At 71.4% G+C, this 21480-nt stretch carries 19 protein-coding genes; 9 read left to right on the top strand and 10 right to left on the bottom strand.

The features are described from left to right. Positions 1 to 248: 248 nt before the first annotated feature. On the bottom strand, positions 249 to 764 hold the full coding sequence (locus tag PGN25_16975) for a CinA family protein (protein ID MEH3119229.1): 516 nt from the start codon (positions 762 to 764) through the stop codon (positions 249 to 251). Continuing rightward, positions 761 to 2050, bottom strand: a complete 1290-nt coding sequence (locus PGN25_16970; GenBank protein MEH3119228.1) for a bifunctional 2-C-methyl-D-erythritol 4-phosphate cytidylyltransferase/2-C-methyl-D-erythritol 2,4-cyclodiphosphate synthase — start codon at positions 2048 to 2050, stop codon at positions 761 to 763. Before PGN25_16970 ends, PGN25_16975 begins: the two co-directional genes overlap by 4 nt. Before the next feature lie 126 nt (positions 2051 to 2176). Between PGN25_16970 and dusB the strand changes: the two genes are divergently transcribed. From dusB to ntrC, 3 genes are read left to right on the top strand one after another with little or no spacing between them, the layout of a single operon-like run. Continuing rightward, positions 2177 to 3211: a tRNA dihydrouridine synthase DusB gene (dusB, locus tag PGN25_16965; protein MEH3119227.1), complete on the top strand. Its 1035-nt coding sequence runs from the start codon at positions 2177 to 2179 to the stop codon at positions 3209 to 3211. After that, positions 3211 to 4344 carry an ATP-binding protein gene (locus PGN25_16960; GenBank protein MEH3119226.1) on the top strand — a complete coding sequence of 378 codons (1134 nt, stop codon included), beginning with the start codon at positions 3211 to 3213 and terminating at the stop codon, positions 4342 to 4344. Before dusB ends, PGN25_16960 begins: the two co-directional genes overlap by 1 nt. A 10-nt stretch (positions 4345 to 4354) precedes the next feature. After that, complete coding sequence (ntrC, locus tag PGN25_16955) at positions 4355 to 5821, top strand: nitrogen regulation protein NR(I) (GenBank protein MEH3119225.1); 1467 nt, start codon at positions 4355 to 4357, stop codon at positions 5819 to 5821. A 73-nt stretch (positions 5822 to 5894) separates the two neighbouring features. Here the strand turns inward: ntrC and arfB are convergent, their stop codons facing one another. Beyond that, the gene (gene arfB / locus PGN25_16950; GenBank protein ID MEH3119224.1) at positions 5895 to 6320 is read right to left on the bottom strand and encodes an alternative ribosome rescue aminoacyl-tRNA hydrolase ArfB; all 426 of its coding nucleotides are present in this window, start codon (positions 6318 to 6320) and stop codon (positions 5895 to 5897) included. Positions 6321 to 6347: 27 nt separating this feature from the next. Next, positions 6348 to 6626, bottom strand: coding sequence for a BolA family transcriptional regulator (locus PGN25_16945; GenBank protein ID MEH3119223.1), 279 nt, complete (start codon positions 6624 to 6626; stop codon positions 6348 to 6350). A 146-nt stretch (positions 6627 to 6772) separates the two neighbouring features. On the opposite strand from PGN25_16945, the gene PGN25_16940 reads away from it, so the two are divergent. From PGN25_16940 to cobT, 4 genes are all read left to right on the top strand, one after another. Continuing rightward, positions 6773 to 7465, top strand: a complete 693-nt coding sequence (locus PGN25_16940; protein MEH3119222.1) for a DnaJ domain-containing protein — start codon at positions 6773 to 6775, stop codon at positions 7463 to 7465. A 319-nt stretch (positions 7466 to 7784) separates the two neighbouring features. After that, positions 7785 to 8768, top strand: a complete 984-nt coding sequence (gene cobS / locus PGN25_16935; protein ID MEH3119221.1) for a cobaltochelatase subunit CobS — start codon at positions 7785 to 7787, stop codon at positions 8766 to 8768. An 11-nt stretch (positions 8769 to 8779) separates the two neighbouring features. Continuing rightward, the gene (locus tag PGN25_16930; protein ID MEH3119220.1) at positions 8780 to 9277 is read left to right on the top strand and encodes a DUF29 domain-containing protein; all 498 of its coding nucleotides are present in this window, start codon (positions 8780 to 8782) and stop codon (positions 9275 to 9277) included. Between the two features lie 4 nt (positions 9278 to 9281). After that, complete coding sequence (gene cobT / locus PGN25_16925) at positions 9282 to 11186, top strand: cobaltochelatase subunit CobT (protein ID MEH3119219.1); 1905 nt, start codon at positions 9282 to 9284, stop codon at positions 11184 to 11186. Positions 11187 to 11252: 66 nt separating this feature from the next. Here the strand turns inward: cobT and PGN25_16920 are convergent, their stop codons facing one another. Together PGN25_16920 and PGN25_16915 are read right to left on the bottom strand one after the other, a co-directional pair. Then, on the bottom strand, positions 11253 to 11462 hold the full coding sequence (locus PGN25_16920) for a hypothetical protein (GenBank protein MEH3119218.1): 210 nt from the start codon (positions 11460 to 11462) through the stop codon (positions 11253 to 11255). Between the two features lie 85 nt (positions 11463 to 11547). After that, complete coding sequence (locus PGN25_16915) at positions 11548 to 12480, bottom strand: transporter substrate-binding domain-containing protein (protein MEH3119217.1); 933 nt, start codon at positions 12478 to 12480, stop codon at positions 11548 to 11550. Between the two features lie 185 nt (positions 12481 to 12665). Between PGN25_16915 and PGN25_16910 the strand changes: the two genes are divergently transcribed. Further along, positions 12666 to 14507, top strand: a complete 1842-nt coding sequence (locus tag PGN25_16910) for a glycosyltransferase (protein ID MEH3119216.1) — start codon at positions 12666 to 12668, stop codon at positions 14505 to 14507. Here the strand turns inward: PGN25_16910 and PGN25_16905 are convergent. The 3 genes from PGN25_16905 to PGN25_16895 form a co-directional block, all read right to left on the bottom strand. After that, positions 14452 to 15042 (bottom strand): SCO family protein, encoded by a 591-nt coding sequence (locus tag PGN25_16905; GenBank protein ID MEH3119215.1) that lies wholly within the window; start codon positions 15040 to 15042, stop codon positions 14452 to 14454. The genes PGN25_16910 and PGN25_16905 overlap by 56 nt on opposite strands. A 142-nt stretch (positions 15043 to 15184) precedes the next feature. After that, positions 15185 to 16642, bottom strand: a complete 1458-nt coding sequence (gene cysG / locus PGN25_16900) for a siroheme synthase CysG (GenBank protein MEH3119214.1) — start codon at positions 16640 to 16642, stop codon at positions 15185 to 15187. A gap of 186 nt (positions 16643 to 16828) precedes the next feature. Continuing rightward, positions 16829 to 19531, bottom strand: coding sequence for a molybdopterin-dependent oxidoreductase (locus tag PGN25_16895; GenBank protein MEH3119213.1), 2703 nt, complete (start codon positions 19529 to 19531; stop codon positions 16829 to 16831). A 251-nt stretch (positions 19532 to 19782) separates the two neighbouring features. Here PGN25_16895 and PGN25_16890 point away from each other — a divergent pair, with 251 nt between their 5' ends. Then, complete coding sequence (locus PGN25_16890) at positions 19783 to 20223, top strand: DUF779 domain-containing protein (GenBank protein ID MEH3119212.1); 441 nt, start codon at positions 19783 to 19785, stop codon at positions 20221 to 20223. A gap of 277 nt (positions 20224 to 20500) precedes the next feature. Here the strand turns inward: PGN25_16890 and egtD are convergent, their stop codons facing one another. Continuing rightward, positions 20501 to 21478, bottom strand: coding sequence for an L-histidine N(alpha)-methyltransferase (egtD, locus tag PGN25_16885; GenBank protein MEH3119211.1), 978 nt, complete (start codon positions 21476 to 21478; stop codon positions 20501 to 20503). Positions 21479 to 21480: the final 2 nt, after the last annotated feature.

Below are 21480 nucleotides of genomic sequence, written 5' to 3'. Positions count from 1 at the left end.
CGGATAGGGCGGCGGCCTGGATCGCTTCGCATTCGCTCGCGATGACGGGTGAGGAACCGAGCCGATCAACCGGAAACCGTATCATACCGTTTCCGCTTGATCGCTTCGGGTTTGGCCCCCTCCGTCATCGCGAGCGGCCGCGAAGCGATCCAAGGCGCGACAGATCCGGAAAGGGCGCGCCCTGGATTGCCACGGCTTCGCCTCGCGATGACGCAGGAAGAGGCCGAAGTCATCAGCCGGATATCGGCTCATGTCTCGCCGCGGTGCGGAAGACCAACCGCCTCCTCCAGAAGTGCCAAAGCCTCCGCCACCGACGACCGCCGGATCTCTGCCCGTCCGACGTCGCCGAAGCGGCGCTCGGCGTGGCGCGTCGATCCGCCCTCCACCGCGAGCCCGAAATGGACGAGGCCGACCGGCTTCCCGGCGCTGCCGCCGCCCGGCCCGGCGATGCCGGTCACCGAGACCGCGACATCGGCCCGCGAGGCGCGCAGGGCCCCCTCCGCCATGGCGCGGGCCACCGGCTCGCTCACCGCGCCGTGCGCCGCGATCAGGTCCATCGGCACGCCGATCGATTCGGCCTTGGCCTCGTTGGAATAGGTGACGAAGCCGCGCTCCACGACCGCCGACGAGCCGGGCACCGCGGTCAGCAATCCGGCGATGAGCCCGCCCGTGCAGGACTCGGCCGTCGCGATCCTACGCCCCGCCGCCGCATAGGCCCGCACCAGCGCCTCGGCACGGGCGAGCAGGGCGGCGTCCGCGATCACGAACGCCGCTCGTCGGTCTCGGCGCAGACTTCCGGCAGGCGCACGGTCGCGGCCGCCTGGGCGGCGAGGCCTTCCGCCCGGCCGACGAAGCCGAGCTTCTCGGTCGTGGTCGCCTTGATCGACACGGAGGAGAGCGGCACGCCCGCGACCTCGGCGATGCGCGCGCGGATCGCGTCGCGGTGCCGACCGATGCGCGGCGCCTCGGCCAGCACCGTCACGTCGAGATGGTCGATCCGGCCGCCGCGCGCCCGCACGAGCCGGCAGGCATGGGCCAGGAACCGGTCGGAGGACGCGCCGCGCCACTTCTCGTCGGAGGGCGGGAAGTGCGTGCCGATGTCGCCGTCGGCGATGGCGCCGAGCAGCGCGTCGGTGAGCGCGTGCAGCGCCACGTCACCGTCGGAATGGGCGAGCACGCCGCGGTCGGCGGGGATCTTCACGCCGCCGAGCCAGACATGGTCGCCCTCCGTGAAGGCGTGGACGTCGAAGCCGGTGCCGAGGCGGGTCACGTAGGTGGTCATGGGAGCACCAGATATCGCGGGCGCGGTGTCGGAGAAAGCCCGGTCCGCCTCGATCAGGTCCGCGGCCTGGGTGATCTTGCGATTGCGGGCATCGCCCTCGAACACCACGACCGGCAGCCCGGCCCATTCGGCGAGCGCCCCGTCATCGGTGAAGCCGTCGCACCCCTCGGCCACCGCCCGGCGGTGCGCGTCGAGAAGCAGGCCGAAGCGGAAGCTCTGGGGCGTCTGCACCGCGCGCAAGTTCTCGCGGGCCGGCGTCTCGTGGACGCGGCCGATCCCCGGCGCGATCGCCTCCACCAGCTTGATCGTATCGGAGACCGCCACGCCCGGCACCGCCGCGCCGTGCTCGGCCCCGGCCGCGACCGCGCGGGCGATCAGCGCCTCGTCCACGAAGGGGCGCGCCGCGTCGTGGACGAGCACGAGGTCGGGCGCGGCGGCGCGGGCCAGCCCTTCGAGGCCCGCCGCCACCGATTGCTGGCGCGTCGCCCCGCCCGGGACCGGCTCGGCCAGCTTCCCGCGCTGGGCCGGTTCGAGGTCGGCGAGGCATTCGCGGAAGAAATCGCGCGCGTCGGGCGCGATCACCGGCTGGATGCGCGCGATCCGGGGCGAGTCCGCCAAAGCGGCGAGCGTCCGCGTCAGCACCGCCCGGCCGCCGACGCGGCGGTATTGCTTGGGCAGGTCGCCGCCGACCCGCAGGCCCTTGCCGGCGGCCACCACCACCGCCGCGACTTTCTCGTTCCCCGGCTGCCGTGCGGCTTCATCGGACATGCTGGGGCCTCGAACTGAAATCATCTGGGGATGGATGGGATCGTCGCGCTCTTAGGCATCGTCATGCCCGAAGGCAAACGACACCGCGCTTGCGTCCCGCCGGCATTTGGCTATTTATTGTGCACAATGACACCTGACCATTATTTGAGCGCGCTGCGCCGTGGGGCCGACCGGGGGACGATCAGTCCGCCGGTGCTGCTCGCGCCCCTGTCGGGCGTCACCGACCTGCACATGCGCCGCCTCGCGCAGGGGCTCGGCGCCAGCGCCGTCGTCTCCGAAATGGTCGCCGCGGCGGAGTTCGCGAAGGGCGACGCCGAATCGCAGGTGCGGGCCGAGGGCGCCGGCGTGAATCCCCACGTGGTTCAGCTCGCCGGCTGCGCCTCCGAGCCGATGGCCGAGGCCGCCCGGATCGCCGTGGCGAACGGGGCCGACGCCATCGACGTCAACATGGGCTGTCCGGCCAAGACCGTGACCGGTGGCGAATCGGGCTCCGCGCTGATGCGCGACCTCGACCACGCCGCCCGTCTGCTCGCGGCCGTGCGCGGGGCGGTCGACGTGCCGGTAACCGTGAAGATGCGCCTCGGCTGGGACCACGCCAGCCTCAACGCGCCGGAACTGGCGCGGCGGGCCGAAGCGCTCGGTCTCGACGGGGTGACGGTGCACGGCCGCACCCGGCAGCAATTCTACAAGGGCCGGGCCGACTGGTCGGCGATCCGGGCCGTGGTCGAGGCGGTGCGCCTTCCCGTCATCGCCAACGGCGACGTCACCGGCCTGGAAGCGGCCCGGACCTGCCTGCGCGAATCCGGCGCGGCCGGCGTGATGGTCGGACGCGCGGCGGTCGGGCGACCGTGGCTCGTCGGCGAGATCGCCGCCGGTCTGGCCGGGCGCCCCGTGGTCCCGCTCCCGGCCGAGCGGCGCGCGGCGGTGGCGGCGGAGCATTACCAGGGGCTGATCGCCCTCTACGGCGCGGCGATGGGCGTGCGCCACGCCCGCAAGCACCTCGCGGCCTATGCCGACGCGGCCGGCGCGAACGCCCTGAACCCCGACGACCGGCGCCGCCTCGTCACCACCACCGATCCGGCGGAGGCGCTGCGCTTCCTGCGGCGCGCGTTTCTCGAACCGGCCGGAGCGGCGAAGACGCCCTTCGGCGAGGCGGCCTGATGCCCTTTTCCGACGAGCCCGCCCCCGAATTCCTGCCGCCGGCCGAAGCGGTGCTGAACTCGCTGCCGCTGCCGGTGCTGACCATCGGGCCGGACGAGCGGATCTTGCGGGTCAACCACGCCGCCGAACTGTTCTTCGACGCCTCCGCCCGGCTGATGCTGCGCGGGCGGCTTCGCGACATCATCCCGTTCTCCTCGCCGATCATCGCCCTCGTCGCCGAGGTGCGCCGCCGCCGCTCCAGCGTCTCGGAATACCGGGTCGAACTGGTTCAGCCCCGCTCCGGGCAGGAGCGCAGCGTCGACGTGTTCGCCACGCCCCTGCGCGACGAGGACGATTCGGTGGTGCTGATGCTTCAGGAGCGCACCATCGCCGACAAGATGAACCGCCAGCTCACCCATCGCGGCGCCGCCCGCTCGATGATCGCGCTCGGTGCCATGCTCGCCCACGAGATCAAGAACCCGCTGGCCGGCATCCGCGGTGCGGCGCAGTTGCTCGAACAGGAGCGCGACGACGAGGACCGGCTCCTGACCCGCCTGATCTGCGACGAATCGGACCGGATCGTGCGCATCGTCGAGCGGATGGAGCTGTTCGGCGACGAGCGGCCGGTCGAGCGCGGCCCCGTCAACGTCCACGGCGTGCTCGATCAGGTGAAGCGCTCGGCGCAGTCGGGCTTCGCCCGTCACATCCGCTTCATCGAGAACTACGATCCCTCGCTGCCGCCCGTGCTCGGCAACCGCGACCAGTTGATCCAGGTGATCCTCAACCTCGTGAAGAACGCCGCCGAGGCGATCGGCACGGACACGGTCGAGGGCGAGATCACCCTCTCCACCGCCTTCCGCACCGGCCTGCGCCTCCAGATTCCGGGGTCGCGCGAGCGCGTCAGCCTGCCGATCGAGGTGGCGGTGCGCGACAACGGGCCGGGCATCCCGCCCGACATGCTGTCCGACCTGTTCGATCCCTTCGTCACCACCAAGGCTCAGGGGTCCGGCCTCGGACTTGCATTGGTGGCCAAGATCGTCGGTGATCATGGGGGCATCGTTGAATGCGATCCCGTTCCCCGCCGCACCACCTTCCGGATCCTGCTTCCCATGTCGAGCGCCCGCGACGGGCGTGAATCGGCCGCGGAGCGCTGAGGCGAGAGCCATGCCCAACGGCCACATCATCGTCGCGGACGACGACGCCGCCATCCGCACCGTGCTGAACCAAGCCCTCTCCCGGGCCGGTTACGAGGTGCGCACCACCTCGAACTGCTCGACGCTCTGGCGCTGGGTCGCCCAGGGCGAGGGCGACCTCGTCATCACCGACGTGGTGATGCCCGACGAGAACGTGTTCGACCTCCTGCCGCGCATCAAGCGGGTGCGGCCGGAACTGCCGATCATCGTGATGAGCGCGCAGAACACCTTCATGACCGCGATCCGCGCCTCCGAGCGCGGCGCCTACGAGTACCTGCCCAAACCCTTCGACCTGAAGGAGCTGACGGCGATCGTCGGCCGCGCGCTCTCCCGGCCGCGCGGCGCGCCCGCCCCGGGCGCGGGGCCGGAGAACGAGGACATCCCGCTGGTCGGCCGCTCGCCGGCGATGCAGGAGATCTACCGCGCGCTCGCCCGGCTGATGCCGACGGATCTCACCGTGATGATCACGGGCGAATCCGGCACCGGCAAGGAACTGGTGGCCCGCGCGCTGCACGATTACGGCCGCCGCCGCACCGGGCCGTTCGTGCCCGTCAACATGGCGGCGATCCCGCGCGACTTGATCGAATCGGAACTGTTCGGCCACGAGAAGGGCGCGTTCACCGGCGCGCTTTCCCGCTCGGCCGGCCGCTTCGAGCAGGCGGAGGGCGGCACGCTGTTCCTCGACGAGATCGGCGACATGCCGATGGAGGCGCAGACCCGGCTGCTGCGCGTGCTTCAGCAGGGCGAGTACACCACCGTCGGCGGACGCGTGCCGATCAAGACCAACGTGCGCATCATCGCCGCGACCAACAAGGATCTGCGCGTCTCGATCCAGCAGGGCATCTTTCGCGAGGACCTGTTCTTCCGCCTCAACGTCGTGCCGCTGCGGCTGCCGGCCCTGCGCGAGCGCTCGGAGGACGTACCGGACCTGATCCGCCACTTCTTCGTCCTGGTGGAGCGCGAGGGCCTGACCCGCAAGACCCTCGACGCCGACGCCATGGAGCGGCTGAAGCGCTACCGCTGGCCGGGCAACGTGCGCGAGCTCGAAAACCTCGTCCGGCGGCTGGCCGCGCTCTACCCGCAGGAGACCATCACCGGGCCCGTCATCGAAGCCGAACTTGACACCCTTCCGCTGGCCCAGCCCGCCTCCGCCGGCAACGGCGCGGCCCGCAAGAACGGAGCGTCCGACAGCGAGACGCTGTCGGGCGCGATCGAACGACACCTCGCCGATTACTTTTCGGGGTATCGCGACACCCTGCCCCCGCCCGGCCTCTATCACCGCATCCTGCGCGAGATCGAAGGCCCGCTGATCGGCGCGGCGCTCGCCGCCACCCGCGGCAACCAGATCCGCGCGGCGGAGCTGCTGGGCGTGAACCGCAACACACTGCGCAAGAAGGTGCGGGATCTCGACCTGCAGGTGTTTCGCACCTCACGGTGACCTCCACACCCGGCAGCGTCGCTTGGATCGCTTCGCCTGACGGCTCGCAAGGACGCAGGACAGGCCGAAGTCATCAACCGTCGTCACCGGGGCCGCCGCGCAGCCGTTTCACGCTGCCGCGGCGGCTCTTCTCGTCCAGGCGCCGCTTCTTCGAGGCGAGCGTCGGCCGCGTCGCGCGGCGCGGCGTCGGCGGCACCGCCGCTTCCGCGACCATCGCCGCGAGGCGATCGCGGGCGTCGGAGCGGTTGCGCTCCTGGGTGCGGAAGCGCTGGGCGGTGATGACGAGCACCCCCTCCCCCGTCAGGCGCCGCCCGGCGAGCCGCATCAGCCGCACCGCGACCGCGTCGGGCAGGCTGCGCGAGCGGCGCACGTCGAAGCGCAACTGCACCGCGGTCGAGAGCTTGTTGACGTTCTGCCCGCCGGGGCCGGAGGCGCGCACGAAGCTCTCCTCGATCTCGGCCTCGTCGATCTCGATCTGCGGCGTGCAGCGGAGCGCCACGGCCGTTGCTCCCGTCCTCGAAATGCGTCAGCCGGCCTCGCCCGGCGTGCGGGCGCGCACCGCCAGGGCGTGCAGCCCCCGCTTGAACGCGCCGTCGAGGAGCCCGTTGACGAGCCTGTGACGCTCGACCCGGCTCTTGCCCTCGAACGCCGCCGAGACGACATCGAGCCGGAAATGGGTCTCCCCCTCCGGCCGGGCCCCGGCATGGCCGGCGTGCAGGTGCGATTCGTCCGTCACCTCCAGCGCGGTCGGCGCCAGTTCGGCGCTCAGGCGCCCGGCGATCCAGTCCTTCAGGGTCCCGGTCATCGTTTCCTCGTCAAGCGACAGCGGCGTCCGACGACGGCTTCGCCGGCACCTTTCGCCTCCGCAAGCGTCAACCCCGGATCGGTGCATGCGGCATCAGGCCCGACGGCCTTTCCGTCGGCGCGCCCGCCCCTCATAATCGGCCCGTCATGGATCTCAACTCGCCGCTGTTCGACCGCATCCGCATCAAGCCGACCTGTGACGATCCCAAGTCGGGAGCGAAGGCAGGGGCGAAGACGGGCGCGCGCGCGAATGCCGGCGCGGCGGCGGCCGAGGCCGGCTGCGAGGCGTCGGGCTGCACCCATCCCGGCCTCTACCGCGCCCCGAAGGGCCGCAGGCAGGAAGGCCAGTACTGGCGCTTCTGCATCGACCACGTGCGCGCCTACAACGCCGCCTACAACTACTTCGACGGCATGAACGACGCCGCGGTCGAGGCCTACCAGAAGGACGCGATGATCGGCCACCGGCCGACTTGGTCGATGGGCGTGAACCCGGCCGCCGCCGGCAGCGAGGGCAACGCCAAGGGCAGCAAGGCGGAGGCCGAGCGCGATTGGGCCTATGCCGACCCGCTCGGCATCCTGCGGGCCAACGGGCTCGGCGGCGAGAGCCGGCGCCAGGCGGCGCCGGAACCGCAGCGCCCGCGCCATTCGGCGGCGGTGCGCAAGGCGCTCGACGTGATGGGCCTCGAGGAGAACGCCGACACGGCGGCGATCAAGGCGCATTACAAGACGCTGGTGAAGCGCTTCCACCCGGACGCCAACGGGGGCGACCGCTCCTTCGAGGACCGCCTGCGCGACATCATCCGCGCCCACGACGTGCTGCGCGCCGCCGGGATGTGCTGAGAACCGGGTCGCCGGCCGCGCCGGATCCCCGGCACGAAGGATGCAGACGGGCCATGCGTCGGCGGCGGCCGTTCGCAGGCCGGTGGGGGCAGCCAATGTCCGTGCGCGTCCTATATCGGTCGGATACCGTTTCCCGGCCGAAGCCGGTCTTTCCGATCCCGAGCCTGTTTCTGGCGCAGCCCCCTTGGCGATGCCGAGGGGCGGCGATTAAGGAAGACAACCGCCCGCTCCCTGCGGGCCGCCCGGCAGGTGAGTTGACGACGTAGAGCGCGGTCGCGCGGGCCCCAGCCCGGGTCCGGCCGCCCCGATGAGGTTCCGTATGCTGTCCGACGATACGCCCGCTTCCCTGCCCGACCGCCAGGTTTCCGTCCGCGAGGTGTTCGGCATCGACCTCGACCTCAAGGTGCCGGCCTTCTCCGAAACCGACGAGCACGTGCCGGATCTCGACCCGGACTACATCTTCGACCGCGAGACCACGCTCTCGATCTTGGCGGGCTTCGCCCGGAACCGCCGCGTGATGGTCACGGGCTATCACGGCACCGGCAAGTCGACGCATATCGAGCAGGTCGCCGCGCGGCTGAACTGGCCCTGCATCCGGATCAACCTCGACAGCCACGTCTCGCGCATCGACCTCGTCGGCAAGGACGCCATCGTCCTCCAGGACGGCAAGCAGATCACCGCCTTCCAGGACGGCATCCTGCCCTGGGCGCTGCAGAACAACGTCGCGCTGGTGTTCGACGAGTACGATGCCGGCCGGCCCGACGTGATGTTCGTGATCCAGCGGGTGCTGGAGGTCTCCGGTCGCCTGACGCTGCTCGACCAGAAGCGCGTCATCCGCCCGCATCCGGGCTTCCGCCTGTTCGCCACCGCCAACACGGTCGGCCTCGGCGACACGTCCGGCCTCTATCACGGCACCCAGCAGATCAACCAGGGCCAGATGGACCGCTGGTCGATCGTGACCACGCTGAACTACCTGCCGCACGACCGCGAGGTCGACATCGTGCTCTCGAAGTCGCCGCACTATCGCAGCGAGGGCGGGCGCGACACGGTGAACCGGATGGTGCGCGTGGCCGACCTCACCCGCAACGCCTTCATGAACGGCGACCTCTCGACGGTGATGAGCCCGCGCACGGTCATCACCTGGGCCGAGAACGCCGACATCTTCCGCGACATCGGCTTCGCCTTCCGGGTGACCTTCCTCAACAAGTGCGACGAGCTGGAGCGGCCCCTGGTCGCCGAGTTCTACCAGCGCGCCTTCGGCAAGGAACTGCCCGAGAGCGCACTGAACGTCGCGCTGAGCTGACGGGAGAGCACATGGCGGAGCCGGCTCTCAAGCCTGACTCGCCGGCGGTGCCGGCCGGCACGCGCCAAGCCTTCTCGCATTACGAGGGCGATCTCTACACCTGGGTCCAGGAGCAGGTCGCCCTGCTGCGCGCAGGACGCACCGACGCGCTCGACCTCGACCATATCGCCGAGGAGCTGAGCGACGTGGGCTCGGAGCTGTATTTCCGTCTCCAGAGCGCCATCGAGATCGTGTTCCTCCACATGCTGAAGTGGGAGCATCAGCCCGAGCGGCGGAGCCGAAGCTGGGTCCTCAGCATTGCCGAGCATCGGGCGCGCATCGACATTCTGCTGCGCAAGAATCCCGGTCTCAAGTCGCGCGTGGCGGAGGCCGTGGAGGATGGCTTCCGCCTCGGCCGGCTCCGTGCGGCCCGCGAGATGAAGCGCTCCCTGTCGACGCTGCCGGCCGCCTGCCCTTATTCCTGGGACGACATCCTGAATCGTCCCTTCGATCTCGATATCGACCGGTAACGCCATGGCCCTGACCAACCGCCCCAGGACCGGCGATCGCAAGGAGCCCGGTGCCGAGCCGCTGAAGCGCTCGGTCGCCGGCTGCCTGCGCGCCATCGCCAAGCGGCCCGAGATCGAGGTCACCTACGCCAGCGACCGTCCGGCGCTGATCGGCGACAAGGCGCGCCTGCCCGAGCCGACCCGTCGCATCACCGCCGAGGATGCGGCGATCCTGCGCGGGCACTCCGATTCCATGGCCCTGCGCCTCGGCTGCCACGACACGGGCGTCCACCGCCGCCTCGCCCCCGACAACGCCGCCGCCCGCGCGGTCTACGACGCGGTCGAGCAGGCCCGCGTCGAGGCGATCGGCGCGCGCCGGCTGGAGGGGGTCGCCGCCAACATCACCGCGATGCTGGAGGACCGCTATCACCGCGGCGGAAAATACGAAAACATCACCGACCGTGCCGACGCGCCGATGGAGGACGCCGTCGCGCTGATGGTGCGCGAGCGCCTCACCGGCCAGAAGCCGCCGCCGGCCGCCGCGCGGATCGTCGACCTCTGGCGCGAGCATATCGAGGCGCGGGCGGGCAAGAACCTCGACGGCCTGCTCGGCTCGATCGAGAACCAGCGCGGCTTCGCCCGCTCGGTGCGTGACCTGCTCTCCTCCCTCGACATGGCCGACGAGACGCCGCTCGATCAGGACGACGAGAGCGACGAGGACGAGAATCAGGCCCAGGACGACGAGCAGCAGCCGAGCGAGGGCGAGGCGGAGGAGAAGAGTCAGGGCGACCGCGCCGAGATCGAGGTGACCGACGAGGCCGCCGACGAACTCGACGAGGGCGCCACCGAATCCGCCGACGCGCCCTCCGGCGAGCTGCCGGAGGAGGCCGAGGACGCGGAATCGGAGGAGGCGTCCGAATCCTGGCGCCCGCCGAGCCAGCGCGGCAACGAGCGCACCGGCCCCGACTACAGGGTCTACAACCCGCGCTTCGACGAGACCGTCGAGGCGGAGGATCTGTGCGATACCGAGGAACTGACGCGCCTGCGCAGCTACCTCGACAAGCAGCTCGCCCATCTCCAGGGCGTGGTCGGCCGCCTCGCCAACCGCCTCCAGCGCCGCCTGCTGGCACAGCAGAGCCGCGCCTGGGATTTCGACCTGGAGGAGGGCCAGCTCGACCCGGCCCGGCTGGTCCGCGTCGTCACCGACCCGTTCCAGCCGCTCTCCTTCAAGCAGGAGAAGGATACGAACTTCCGCGACACGGTGGTCACGCTCCTGCTCGACAATTCCGGCTCGATGCGCGGGCGCCCGATCACCGTGGCGGCGACCTGCGCCGACATCCTCGCGCGCACGCTGGAGCGCTGCGGCGTGAAGGTCGAGATCCTGGGCTTCACCACCCGGGCCTGGAAGGGCGGCCAGTCCCGCGAGGCGTGGCTCGCCGGCGGCAAGCCCCCCTCCCCCGGGCGGCTGAACGACCTGCGCCACATCATCTACAAGAGCGCCGACGCACCGTGGCGGCGTGCGCGAAAGAATCTCGGGCTGATGATGCGCGAGGGGCTGCTGAAGGAGAACATCGACGGCGAGGCGCTGGACTGGGCCCACAAGCGCCTGCTGGCGCGGCCCGAGCAGCGCCGTATCCTGATGGTGATCTCCGACGGCGCGCCGGTCGACGACTCGACCCTCTCGGTCAATCCCGGAAACTACCTCGAGCGCCATCTGCGCTACATGATCGAGGAGATCGAGACGCGCTCGCCGGTGGAGCTTCTGGCCATCGGCATCGGCCACGACGTGACGCGCTACTATCGCCGCGCCGTGACCATCATCGACGCGGAGGAACTCGGCGGGGCGATGACGGAAAAGCTCGCCGAACTGTTCGAGGAGGATGCCGGCGTGTCTCACGGCGGCCTGCGGCGGGCGGCGGGGGGACGCTGAGGCGGTGGCTTCTCGGGGTGGCGAAGACCGCCTCCGGGTGAAAGCGCCAGGGCTGCGAACCCGGGTTCACGTCTTCTTCCGATCGAACGCGTCCGTCTCCAGGCGGCTCAAAATCATGCGGCCTTCATAGCCGTCGTATCCGCCGCTGTAGGTGAAGCGGCTGATCGCGAGCTGCCGCCTTCTTTCCGCTGTCGACTCGTTCTCCTGAGGGGAGCGGTAGGAATTCCGAACCGGCCGACGCCCTTTGCGCGACGGGGTGCTGTGCGGCTTCGGCATTCAGGCGCTCCTTGTCCAGGCTTCGGTTCGCGTCTCAACCCGGTGCCGCCACCGGCTCGCGACAGGTGCGGCGATGCTTGCGGCGTCAGAACGGGCTGACGGGAAAGAACCGCAGGTAGAGTTCGGCGTATTTCCCGTCGTCCCACACCCGCTGGAGCGCGTCGTCGAGGGCGCGGGCGAGCGCCGCGTCCTCGGTGCGCGTGACGAAGCCGATGCCCTCGCCGAAATAGCGATTCTCCAGATAGTCGCCGCCGGAGAAGGCACAGCAGTCTTCCGCCTCCTGCCCGTTCAGCCACAGCGCGAGGTTGAGCCCGTCGGCGAACAGGTACGCGACCTCGCCGCGCTTGAGCGCCCCCTCGGCGGAGGAGAGGTCGGTGAAGGTCTTGCGCGTCGCCTTGGGGAAGAAGGCCTTCAGGTAGGCCTCGTGGGCGCTGCCCTCGACGACGGCCACGGTCTGCTCCGCCAGGACGGTGGCCGACGGGGCGGGCAGGGTGCGATCCTTGCGGGCGACGAAGCGGGCCGGCCAGCGGAAATAGGGCCGCGTCGCCAGAAAGCGTGCCCGCAGGCCCGGTGTCAGCGGCACGGCGGCGGCGACCACGTCGCCCTGCCTGTCGGCAAGCGCGTCGAGCAGGGTGTCGAAGCGGCGCGTCTGCACCGTGCAGGCGATGGTGAGACGTTCGCAGGCGGCGCGCGCCAGTTCCACCGCAAAGCCCGTCGGCGTGCCGTCCGGCCCGGCGAAATGCAGCGGCGGGAACTCGTCGTCGGTCATGAACCGCACCGCCCGCCCGGTCTGCGGGGCCTCGATGCGCTCGCCGCGGGCGCGGGGATTCCAGAAGTTCGGGATGGTGACGGAGGGCGGCTCCGTCGGAGCGGCGGCGGGAGATTGTTGCGCCTGTGCAACGCCGACGAGCAGGCTCAGCAGCATGCCTCCGATCACCGCGCGCAACCCATGTTTGCGCCTTGACGCAAGGGTTGAGGCGACGGAGCGATACACGTCGATGGAGAGGTCGTGGCCCATGCCTTTCCCTAGCACGGCGCCGGGCTGCGGGGAGCCGTCCCCTGTTCGACCTCGCCTCCCATCGCACGGCCGATGCCCCTGTCGCCGAAGCGTGCGAGCAGGCCGCAGCGGGATCGTCGATCGCGGCCGTCGCGTCGGAGGCCGGGCCCTGGCCGCCGGAGATCGGCTTCCTTGCCGCCCAGGGCGTGCCGCCTCCCCTGCTGGACCGGGCCGCCGCCAGCGCCCGGCGCTGCGGCACCGATGCGGCAACGGCCCTCCTGAACGAGGGCCTCGTTTCGGAAGAGCTGTACTACCGGGCATTGGCCCGGCGACTCGGGACGGATTTCTTCGACGGTCTCTTCGCGTTCGGCGAGAGCCTGCGCTACCCGCACTGCCTGCTTGTCGGCGCCGCGCCGCTCGCGCCGGGCTCCTCGGCGGCGGTGGTCGCCGCACCCCGCGGTTTGGCGGTCGCCCGGCTGCTCCGGGCCGCGGACGGCCTGCCCTCGCTTCCGGCCATCACCACGCCGACCCGCCTCAGGCAGGCGGTGTTCGCCCGCTGCGGGGGCGTCATCGCTTCGGGGGCCTCCGAGAGCTTGCGTTGCCGGCGCCCCGACTGGTCCTGCCGCCCGGGTCCGCAGGCCATCGATCTCGCCCTGGCCGGCACCGTGCTCGCCCTCATCGTCCTGCTCGTCCGCCTGCCGACGGTCATCGGCCTCGCGATGCTGGTCCTCCTCCAGGCGCTGCTGCTCGCGCTCCTGACGTTTCGTCTCGCCGCCGTCGGCGTGCGAAGTGCCGAAACGCCCGCGGAGCGGCCTGCGCTTCTCGCCGATTCGGCGCTGCCGACCTATACGGTGCTCGTCGCCCTCTACCGCGAGGCGGCGGTGGTGCCGCGTCTCGTGCGGACGCTGGGGCGGCTCGACTACCCGGCGGCCAAGCTCGACATCAAGTTCCTGCTGGAGGCCGACGACGCGGAAACGGCCGCCGCCCTCCGCAGGGTACCGTTGCCGGCCCGATTCGAGGTGGTGACCGTGCCGGACGGTCTGCCGCGCACCAAGCCACGGGCGCTGAACGCGGCGCTGCCGCTGGCCCGCGGCGATCACCTCGTCGTCTTCGATGCGGAGGACGTGATCGAGCGCGATCAGCTCAGGCTCGCCGCCACCCTGTTCGCGCACGCACCGGCCACGACCGCCTGCCTTCAGGGGCGCCTCGTCATCGACAACGAGCGGGACGGTCTCCTGCCCCGCCTGTTCGCCATCGAGTACGCCGCCCTGTTCGACGTGCTCGGTCCGGCTCTGGCCGCTTGGCGGATGCCGATGCCGCTCGGCGGCACCTCGACGCATTTCCGCACCCGGGTTCTGCGGGCGCTGCACGGCTGGGACGCCTGGAACGTCACCGAGGATGCCGATCTCGGGCTGCGTCTGGCGCTGGCGGGCTACCGCGTCGGCGACCTGCCGAGCGCCACCTACGAGGAGGCGCCGCCGCGGATGTCGGCGTGGCTGCGCCAGCGCGCCCGCTGGATGAAGGGGTTTCTGCAGACGAGCTTCACGCACGGCCGGCGTCCGCTCGCGGTCTGTCGCCGGCTCGGTGCGACCGAGAGCCTGTGCGCGCTGGCCCTCGTGCCCGGCACCGTGGCGTCGGCGCTGTTCTACCCGTTCATGGTGGCGGGGGGCTTGAGCGAGCTGATCCTGGCCGAAGCGGTCGGTGAGGACGCCCTGGCGCATCTGACCCGGGCCGGGGCCTGGACGGTGTTCATCGGCGGCTTCGCGGCGATCTGGCTGCCCGGCCTCGTCGGTTGCCTGCGGCGGGGCTGGCGCGATCTCCTGCCCTTCGTCGCCCTGCTGCCGCTCTACCATGTGCTGGTCAGCCTCGCGGCGTGGCTCGCCGTGCTCGAATTGCTGCGCGATCCGCACCGCTGGAACAAGACCGAGCACGGCCTCGCCCGCACCTCCCGGACCGGGGCGCTCGGGCGTTTCCGTCGGGGCGGAACCCGGGTCAGATCCGCTTCGACAGTTCCGCCGCCGTCTCCGCTGCCGGTCGGTTCAGGTTGACCGCGCCGACGAAGCCGTTGCGGGCGTTCATCAGGTAGACCAGCGCGGTGTGCTCCATGGTGTAGTCGCCGCCTTGCGAGGGCACTTTCCTGGCGTAGGCGCGGAAGGTCTTGACCGCCGCCGCCACCTGCTCCGGGCTGCCGGTGAGGCCGGTGATGCGCGGGTCGAAGCTCGACAGGTAGGCCTTCAGCATCTCCGGCGTATCGCGCTCGGGGTCCACGGTGACGAAGGCGGCCCTCACCGCGTCGGCCTTCGGACCCAGCGCCGCCAGCACGTCGCCGACCTGCTGCAACGTCGTCGGGCAGATATCGGGGCAATGGGTGAAGCCGAAGAACATCAGGTAGGGCTTCCCGGCGAAGTCGCGCTCGCTCACCGTCTTGCCGTCCTGGCTCACAAGGGTGAAGGGGCCGCCGATGCCGCCGGCACCGCCCTGCGGAGGCTGGGGCACCAGCGTCATCACCAGGGCGGCGGAGATCGTCACGAGGCCCGCCACGAACGCGGCCAGCGGAAGGATGACGCTGCGGGACAAACGCATGGAGTCCTCGAAAGGCGGATCGGCGGGGGCGGCCTGACGGGTGCGGCGGCGCGGGACGCGAACACGCCTTACGGTATGCCGGCCCCTTCGCCGAGTCCCGAACGGAGGCTCGGGGCTGCCGGGCCCGTGGCGGAGCACGGCTTCAGGAGGCTTCGGCCCGGATCTCCGTGCCGCGTTCCACCGCGCGGGCATTGTGCCGTCGCAGGGCCTCGCCGACCATCAGGAGCGCCGGCCCTTCGAGCCCCGAGGCCTCGACCCGCCCGGCGAGGTCGGCGGCGGCGCCGGCCACCGTCGCCTGCCTGGCGCGCGTCGCGTTGAACACGACGAGGGCTGGCGTCTCGGGCGCGAGTCCCTCGGCGATCGCCCGCTCCAGCAGGGCGCGCAGCGTCCGCTTGGGCATGTAGACCACGGTGGTGACGCTTCCATCGGCCAGTGCGCCCCAGTTCAGATCCTCGGGCAGCGCGCCGCGCCGGTCGTGTCCGGTGACGAATTGCAGGCGCCGGGCCGCGTCGCGATGGGTCAGGGACACGCCGAGGGCGGCTGCCGCCCCCTGCGCCGCGCTGACGCCGGGAACGATGGTGCAGGGGATGCCGGCCGCCTCGCAGGCCTCGATCTCCTCGCCGGCCCGGCCGAACACCAGCGGGTCGCCGGATTTCAGGCGCACCACCTGCTTGCCGCTCTTCGCCAGCGAGACCATCAGCGCGTTGATGTCGTCCTGGCGGCAGGAGGGACCGTGGCCGGTCTTGCCCACCAGCATGGTGCGGGCCTCGCGGCGGGCGTAGTCGAGGATCTCGGGGGCGACGAGGTCGTCGTAGAGGATCACGTCGGCGTTCCGCAGCGCCCGAAGGGCTTTCAGCGTCAGCAGCTCCGCATCGCCGGGGCCGGCGCCCACCAGGGTGACCGCGCCGCCCACCGGCAGCGCCTCGGTCCGACCCATCAGGTCGGCGAGGTCGGTCTCCGTCGGCGCGCGGTCCGGCTCGGCGAAGGCGCGGTCGGTGAAGCGCTCCCAGAAGCCGCGCCTCTCCGAAAACCCGTGGAAACGCGCCGAGACCGCCTCGCGCCAGTCGCGGGCGGCGGCGACCCAGTGCTTGAAGCCGCGCGGCAGCATCGCCTCGATGCGGGCCCGCACCGTCTGCCCGAAGACCGGGGCGGCGCCCTCGGTCGAGATGCCGACGACCAGCGGCGAGCGGTTGACGATGGCGCCGAACTTCACGTCGCACAGATGCGGCCGGTCGACGGCGTTGACGATGGCGCCCGCCGCGCGGGCCGCCGCGACGAAGGCGATGCAGTCCGCTTCGTCCTCCATGGCGCCGATGGCGAAGGTTGCGCCCCGCAGGTCTTCCGGTGTCCAGCGCCGCTCGTGCAGCGTCACGGAGCCCGCGGCGATCTCGTCCGGCACGCCGCGCAATTCCCCGCTCGGTGCCGGCGCGTAGACGTCGACCCGGGCGCCGGCGGCGGCGAGCAGCTTCACCTTCCACGGCGCGCCGCCGTTGGAGCCGGCCAGCACCGCCCGCCTGTCCTGCAACGGCACGAATACGGGCAGCACCGCCAGCGGCTCGAGGCCGGCGCGGGTTTCGCGGGGTTGGCGGGGCGTGTTCATGGTTTTTCGTGTGCGAACTCGACGCGTGATCCCGGACCGCCTTCCTCATCCTGAGGTGCCGGAGCGAAGCGGAGGCCTCGAAGGATCCTCCAGGGATCGCGCGGTCTGCTGGAACTCTCCTTCGAGGCTGCTTCGCAGCACCTCAGGACGAGGGTGAGAGGGGGACGGCGAACCGCAAAAGTGCGCCTACGCGGCGCTGCGCGCAAGCGCCTGCGGCAGCAGCCTGCGGATCTCGGGGATGCACGAGCCGCAATTCGTGCCCGCCTTGCAGGCCGCGCCCACCGCCTCGACCGAGCCGGCCCCGGCGGCGATGGCGGCGTTGATGACGTCGAGCCCGACGCCGTGGCAGGCGCAGATCACCGGGCCGGCCGAGGCGGTCGCCGCCCGGCCCGAGAGCAGGGTGCGACGGTCGACCGCCTCGATCTCCGGCTGCGCGAAGACGCTCTTGGCGAAGACGCTCTTGGCGAGCTCCCATTCCGGCCGCCGGTCGCCCGGTGCCACGGCCAGCGCCGCGACGAGCCGGTTCTCGCGGGTGACGGCGCAGCGGTAGAGGCCGCGGGCGTGGTCGACGTACTCGGCGAGTTCGTGGCCCGGGAACAGTCCGCGCACGGCGAGCGCCATCTCCCGCGAGCCCTCCTGCGTGGCGAAGATCAGGCCCGAGCCGCCGGAGACGGTCGCCCGCGCCCACCACCAGCCCGCGGGCGCCGCGTGCGTGCCGCGCGTCAGCAGGTAGCCGCGGGAGCGATAGGCCACCGCCTCGACCGAGGCCGGGGTCGCCTTCAGCTCGGGCTGGCCCGAGACCGGGTCCGGCAGGCCGCGGGCGAGCGCGGCGGCGCGCCCGTTCGAGGCGGTCATGTCGCTCCAGTGCATCGGCGCGAAGATCGAGCCGGGCAGAACGCCTTCCGTCACCATCACTTCGAGGATCGCGCTGCCGAGATCGGTGGTGACGCGGGCAAAGCCCCCGTCGCTCAGGCGGTAGCGGGCCGCGTCGTCGGGATGAACCTCGACGAAGGGCACGGCGCGGTGCGCGGAGAGGCGCTGGCTCTTGCCCGTGCGGGTCATGGTGTGCCAGTGGTCGCGGATGCGGCCGGTGTTCAGCACCAGCGGGCGCGCCTCGGTCACGGGTTGCGCCAGCGCGGGCGGCTGCACCGCGACGAAGCGGGCGCGCCGGTCGAAGGTGTAGAATCGCCCGTCGGCGAAGATCCGGGCGCGGCCCTTCTTCGCGTCCGGCCCGCGCTTCGGCACCGGCCACTGCATCGGCGGATGGGCGTCGTAGGCCCGCCGGTCGATCTCGGCGAGCCCACCGAGGTCGAAGTCGCGGGTGCCGTCGTTCTCGAAGGCCGAGAGCGCGGCGTGCTCGCGAAAGATGTCGACGGCCGAACCGTAGGCGAAGGCCTCGCCGTGGCCGAGGCGGCGGGCGACGTCGCCCACGATCGCCCAATCCGCCCGCGCCTCGCCGGGTGCTCCGAGGAAGGCGCGCTGGCGCGAGATGCGCCGCTCGGAATTCGTCACCGTGCCGTCCTTCTCGCCCCAGGCGAGGGCCGGCAGCAGCACGGTCTTCTTCGCGGTGGCGCGGGCGCTGTCGCTGGTCGCGACGGCCTCCGACACGACGTAGAGATCGAGCCCGGCCATCGCCTCGCGGATGCGGTCGGCCCGCGGCATCGAAACCACGGGGTTGGTGCCCATCACCCACAGCGCCTTGATCCTGCCGCGCTCGACGGCCTCGAACAGCGCGACCGCCTTCATGCCCTCGCCGGTGACGATGTTGGGCGCCTTCCAGAAGCGGCGGACCCGATCGACCTCCTCCGGCGCGAAGTGCATGTGGGCGGCCAGCATGTTGGCAAGCCCCCCGACCTCGCGCCCACCCATGGCGTTGGGCTGGCCGGTGAGGGAAAGCGGGCCCGTGCCGGGCCGTCCGATCCGCCCGGTGGCGAGGTGGCAGTTGATGATGGCGTTGCCCTTGTCGGTCCCCTGGGCCGACTGGTTCACCCCCTGGCTGAAGGCGGTGACGGTGCGCTGCGTGCGGGCGAACAGCTCGAAGAAGGCCTGCACGTCGGCTTCCGCGAGACCCGTCGCGCGGGCGGTGGCGGCGGCGTCCGGGGCGATCCGGCGGGCGCGGTCCAGGGTGCCCTCGAAGCCGGCGGTGTGCGCCTCGATGAAGCGCGGATCGAGCCGGTCCGTGCCCGCCAGATGCACGAGCAGGCCGGAGAACAGGGCGGTGTCGCTGCCGGGCGCAAGACCCAGATGCAGGTCGGCTTCCTCGCCGGTCTGGGTGCGGCGGGGATCGACGGTGACGATCTTCGTACCCCGGTTCCTGCGCGCGTCGATCATGCGGCGGAACAGGATCGGGTGGCACCACGCGGCGTTCGAGCCGACCAGCACGATCAGGTCGGCCTCGTCGAGATCTTCGTAGCAGCCGGGCACCGTGTCCGAGCCGAAGGCGCGGCGGTGTGCCGCCACGGCCGAGGACATGCACAGCCGGGAATTGGTGTCGACGTGCGGGGTGCCCAGAAAGCCCTTCGCCAGCTTGTTGGCGACGTAGTAGTCCTCCGTCAGGAGCTGTCCCGAGAGGTAGAAGGCGATCGAGTCCGGCCCGTGCCGCTCGGCGATTCGCCTCAGGCCGCCGGCCACGGCTCCGAGCGCGCCCTCCCAGGTCGCCACCTGACCGTCGATCGTCGGTGCGAGCAGCCGGTCCTGCAGGTCGACCGTTTCCCCCAGCGCCGAACCCTTGGAGCAGAGGCGGCCGAAATTGGCCGGATGCTCGGGATCGCCCGCGATGGCGACGCCGCCCTTCCCGTCCGGCGTGGCGAGCACGCCGCAGCCGACGCCGCAATAGGGGCAGGTCGTCTTCACCGCGGGGGCGGCGAGATCGGAGGCGGGCTGAGACATCACGAATCCTCGACGGATCTTTTTGTCGTCGCGCTGGCGTTTCGCGAGCGGTCGCAAAAGTCGGGCCGCCCCCCGGAGCCATCCGGGCCTGGCCGAAAGGCCATGTCGCGTCGGGCATTCGGCCGCGTTGTCGAGGCTTCGGGCCCTTGCCCGATCCGCTGTCGTCCAAGCCCGCAGGCGGCCGGCGCCGTGGACATTCGCGGGCCCGGCCTCAGATAAACCCGAGGACGACGACCAGGGAGAGGCGAACCATGAGCGAGCCCGCGAGCAACCCCGCCGAGCGGGTCGAGCCCGTCACCGCCGGGCAGGCGGACAAGGCCGGCACGCCGCTGCGGGTGACCGCGACGCCGGCGGCGCTGGAACTGATCGAGGAACTCGAGGCCGCCTACGGCCCGGTGATGTTCCATCAGTCCGGCGGCTGCTGCGACGGCTCCTCGCCGATGTGCTACCCTGTCGGGGACTTCATCACCGGCGACGGCGACGTGCATCTCGGCCGGGTCGGCGGCGCGGATTTCTTCATCTCGCGCTCGCAGTTCGAGGTCTGGAAGCACACCCACATCATGCTCGACGTGGTGCCCGGCCGCGGCGGCATGTTCTCCCTGGAGAACGGCCGCGAGAAGCGCTTCCACATCCGCTCGCGGCTGTTCACGAGCGCCGAGAACGAGGCGCTGTCGGGGGCCTGCCGGCTGTGACGCCGTGGACGGCCGTTCGGGCGCGTGCTGTCGTGGCGAGACTTCGGCCGCTCCCACTGGCGAATGGGATCGGACCGCTGGATGCCTCGTCCGGCGCCGTCGCGGTGCTGGATTGCTTCGCCTGACGGCTCGCAATGACGGTCGCGATCTGCTTCCCCGTCATTGCGAGGCGAAGCCGAAGCAATCCAGTGCGCGGCGCGAACCGGATAAGACGCTCTCACGTCATCCGAAATCCATACCCGACCGTCTCGGCTTCGCCCTGCGGAGGGCCGCGATCCTATCCTGCCCGCCGCAGCGCGTGGACGGAGAACAGCCCGTCCCGGTCGGTCCAGGCCTCGGCCGAGGCCCAGCCGGCGCGGGCGGCGAGCGCCCGGAAGCCGTCGAGCGTGTACTTGTAGCTGTTCTCGGTGTGGATCGATTCGCCGTCCGCGAAGGCGAAGCTGCGTCCCGCAACGCGCACCATCTGCGCCCGGCGGCTGACGAGGTGCATCTCGATGCGCGAGGCCGCCTCGTTGAACAGGGCCCGGTGCGCGAAGGCGGTCGGGTCGATCGCGCCGTCGAGCTCGCGGTTGATGCGCGTGATCAGGTTGCGGTTGAACGCCGCCGTGACGCCGGCCGCGTCGTCGTAGGCCGCCTCCAGCACGGCGCGGTCCTTCACGAGGTCGACGCCGAGCACCAGCGTCGCGCCCGCGCCGAGGATGCGCCCGAACACGTCGAGGAGGCGGGCCGCCTCGCGCGGCTCGAAATTGCCGATCGTCGAGCCGGGAAAGAAGCCGGCCAGCGCCCGGTCGCCGAAGCCGTCCGGCAGGGCGAAGGGCCGGGTGAAGTCGGCCACCACCGGCTCGACGACGAGGCCGGGGAAGTCGCCGCGCAGGGTGCCGGCCTGCTCCCGCAGGAACTCGCCCGAGACATCGACGGGGAGATAGGCCGAGAGGTCCGGCAGGTGTCGCAGCAGCCGCCGCAGCTTGGCGGTCGAGCCGCTGCCGAACTCGACCAGCGCCGCCCCCTCCGGCAGCAGGGCGGCGATCTCGGGACCGCGCGCGTCGAGAATGCCGAGTTCGGTCCGCGTCGGATAGTATTCCGGCAGGACGGTGATCCTTTCGAACAGCGCCGATCCGGCCGCGTCGTAGAAGTACTTGGCGGGCAATGCCTTCGGGCTCGAACCGAGCCCGTCCCAGACATCGGCCAGGAACGGCCCGTTCTCCGTGATCGGAGCGGCGGGGCTGGATTCCGTCAGGCGGGGATCGATCGTCACGG

This window comes from Methylorubrum populi (assembly GCA_036946625.1).
Taxonomy (GTDB): domain Bacteria; phylum Pseudomonadota; class Alphaproteobacteria; order Rhizobiales; family Beijerinckiaceae; genus Methylobacterium; species Methylobacterium populi_C.
This window is presented reverse-complemented; position numbering and strand designations above follow the sequence as displayed.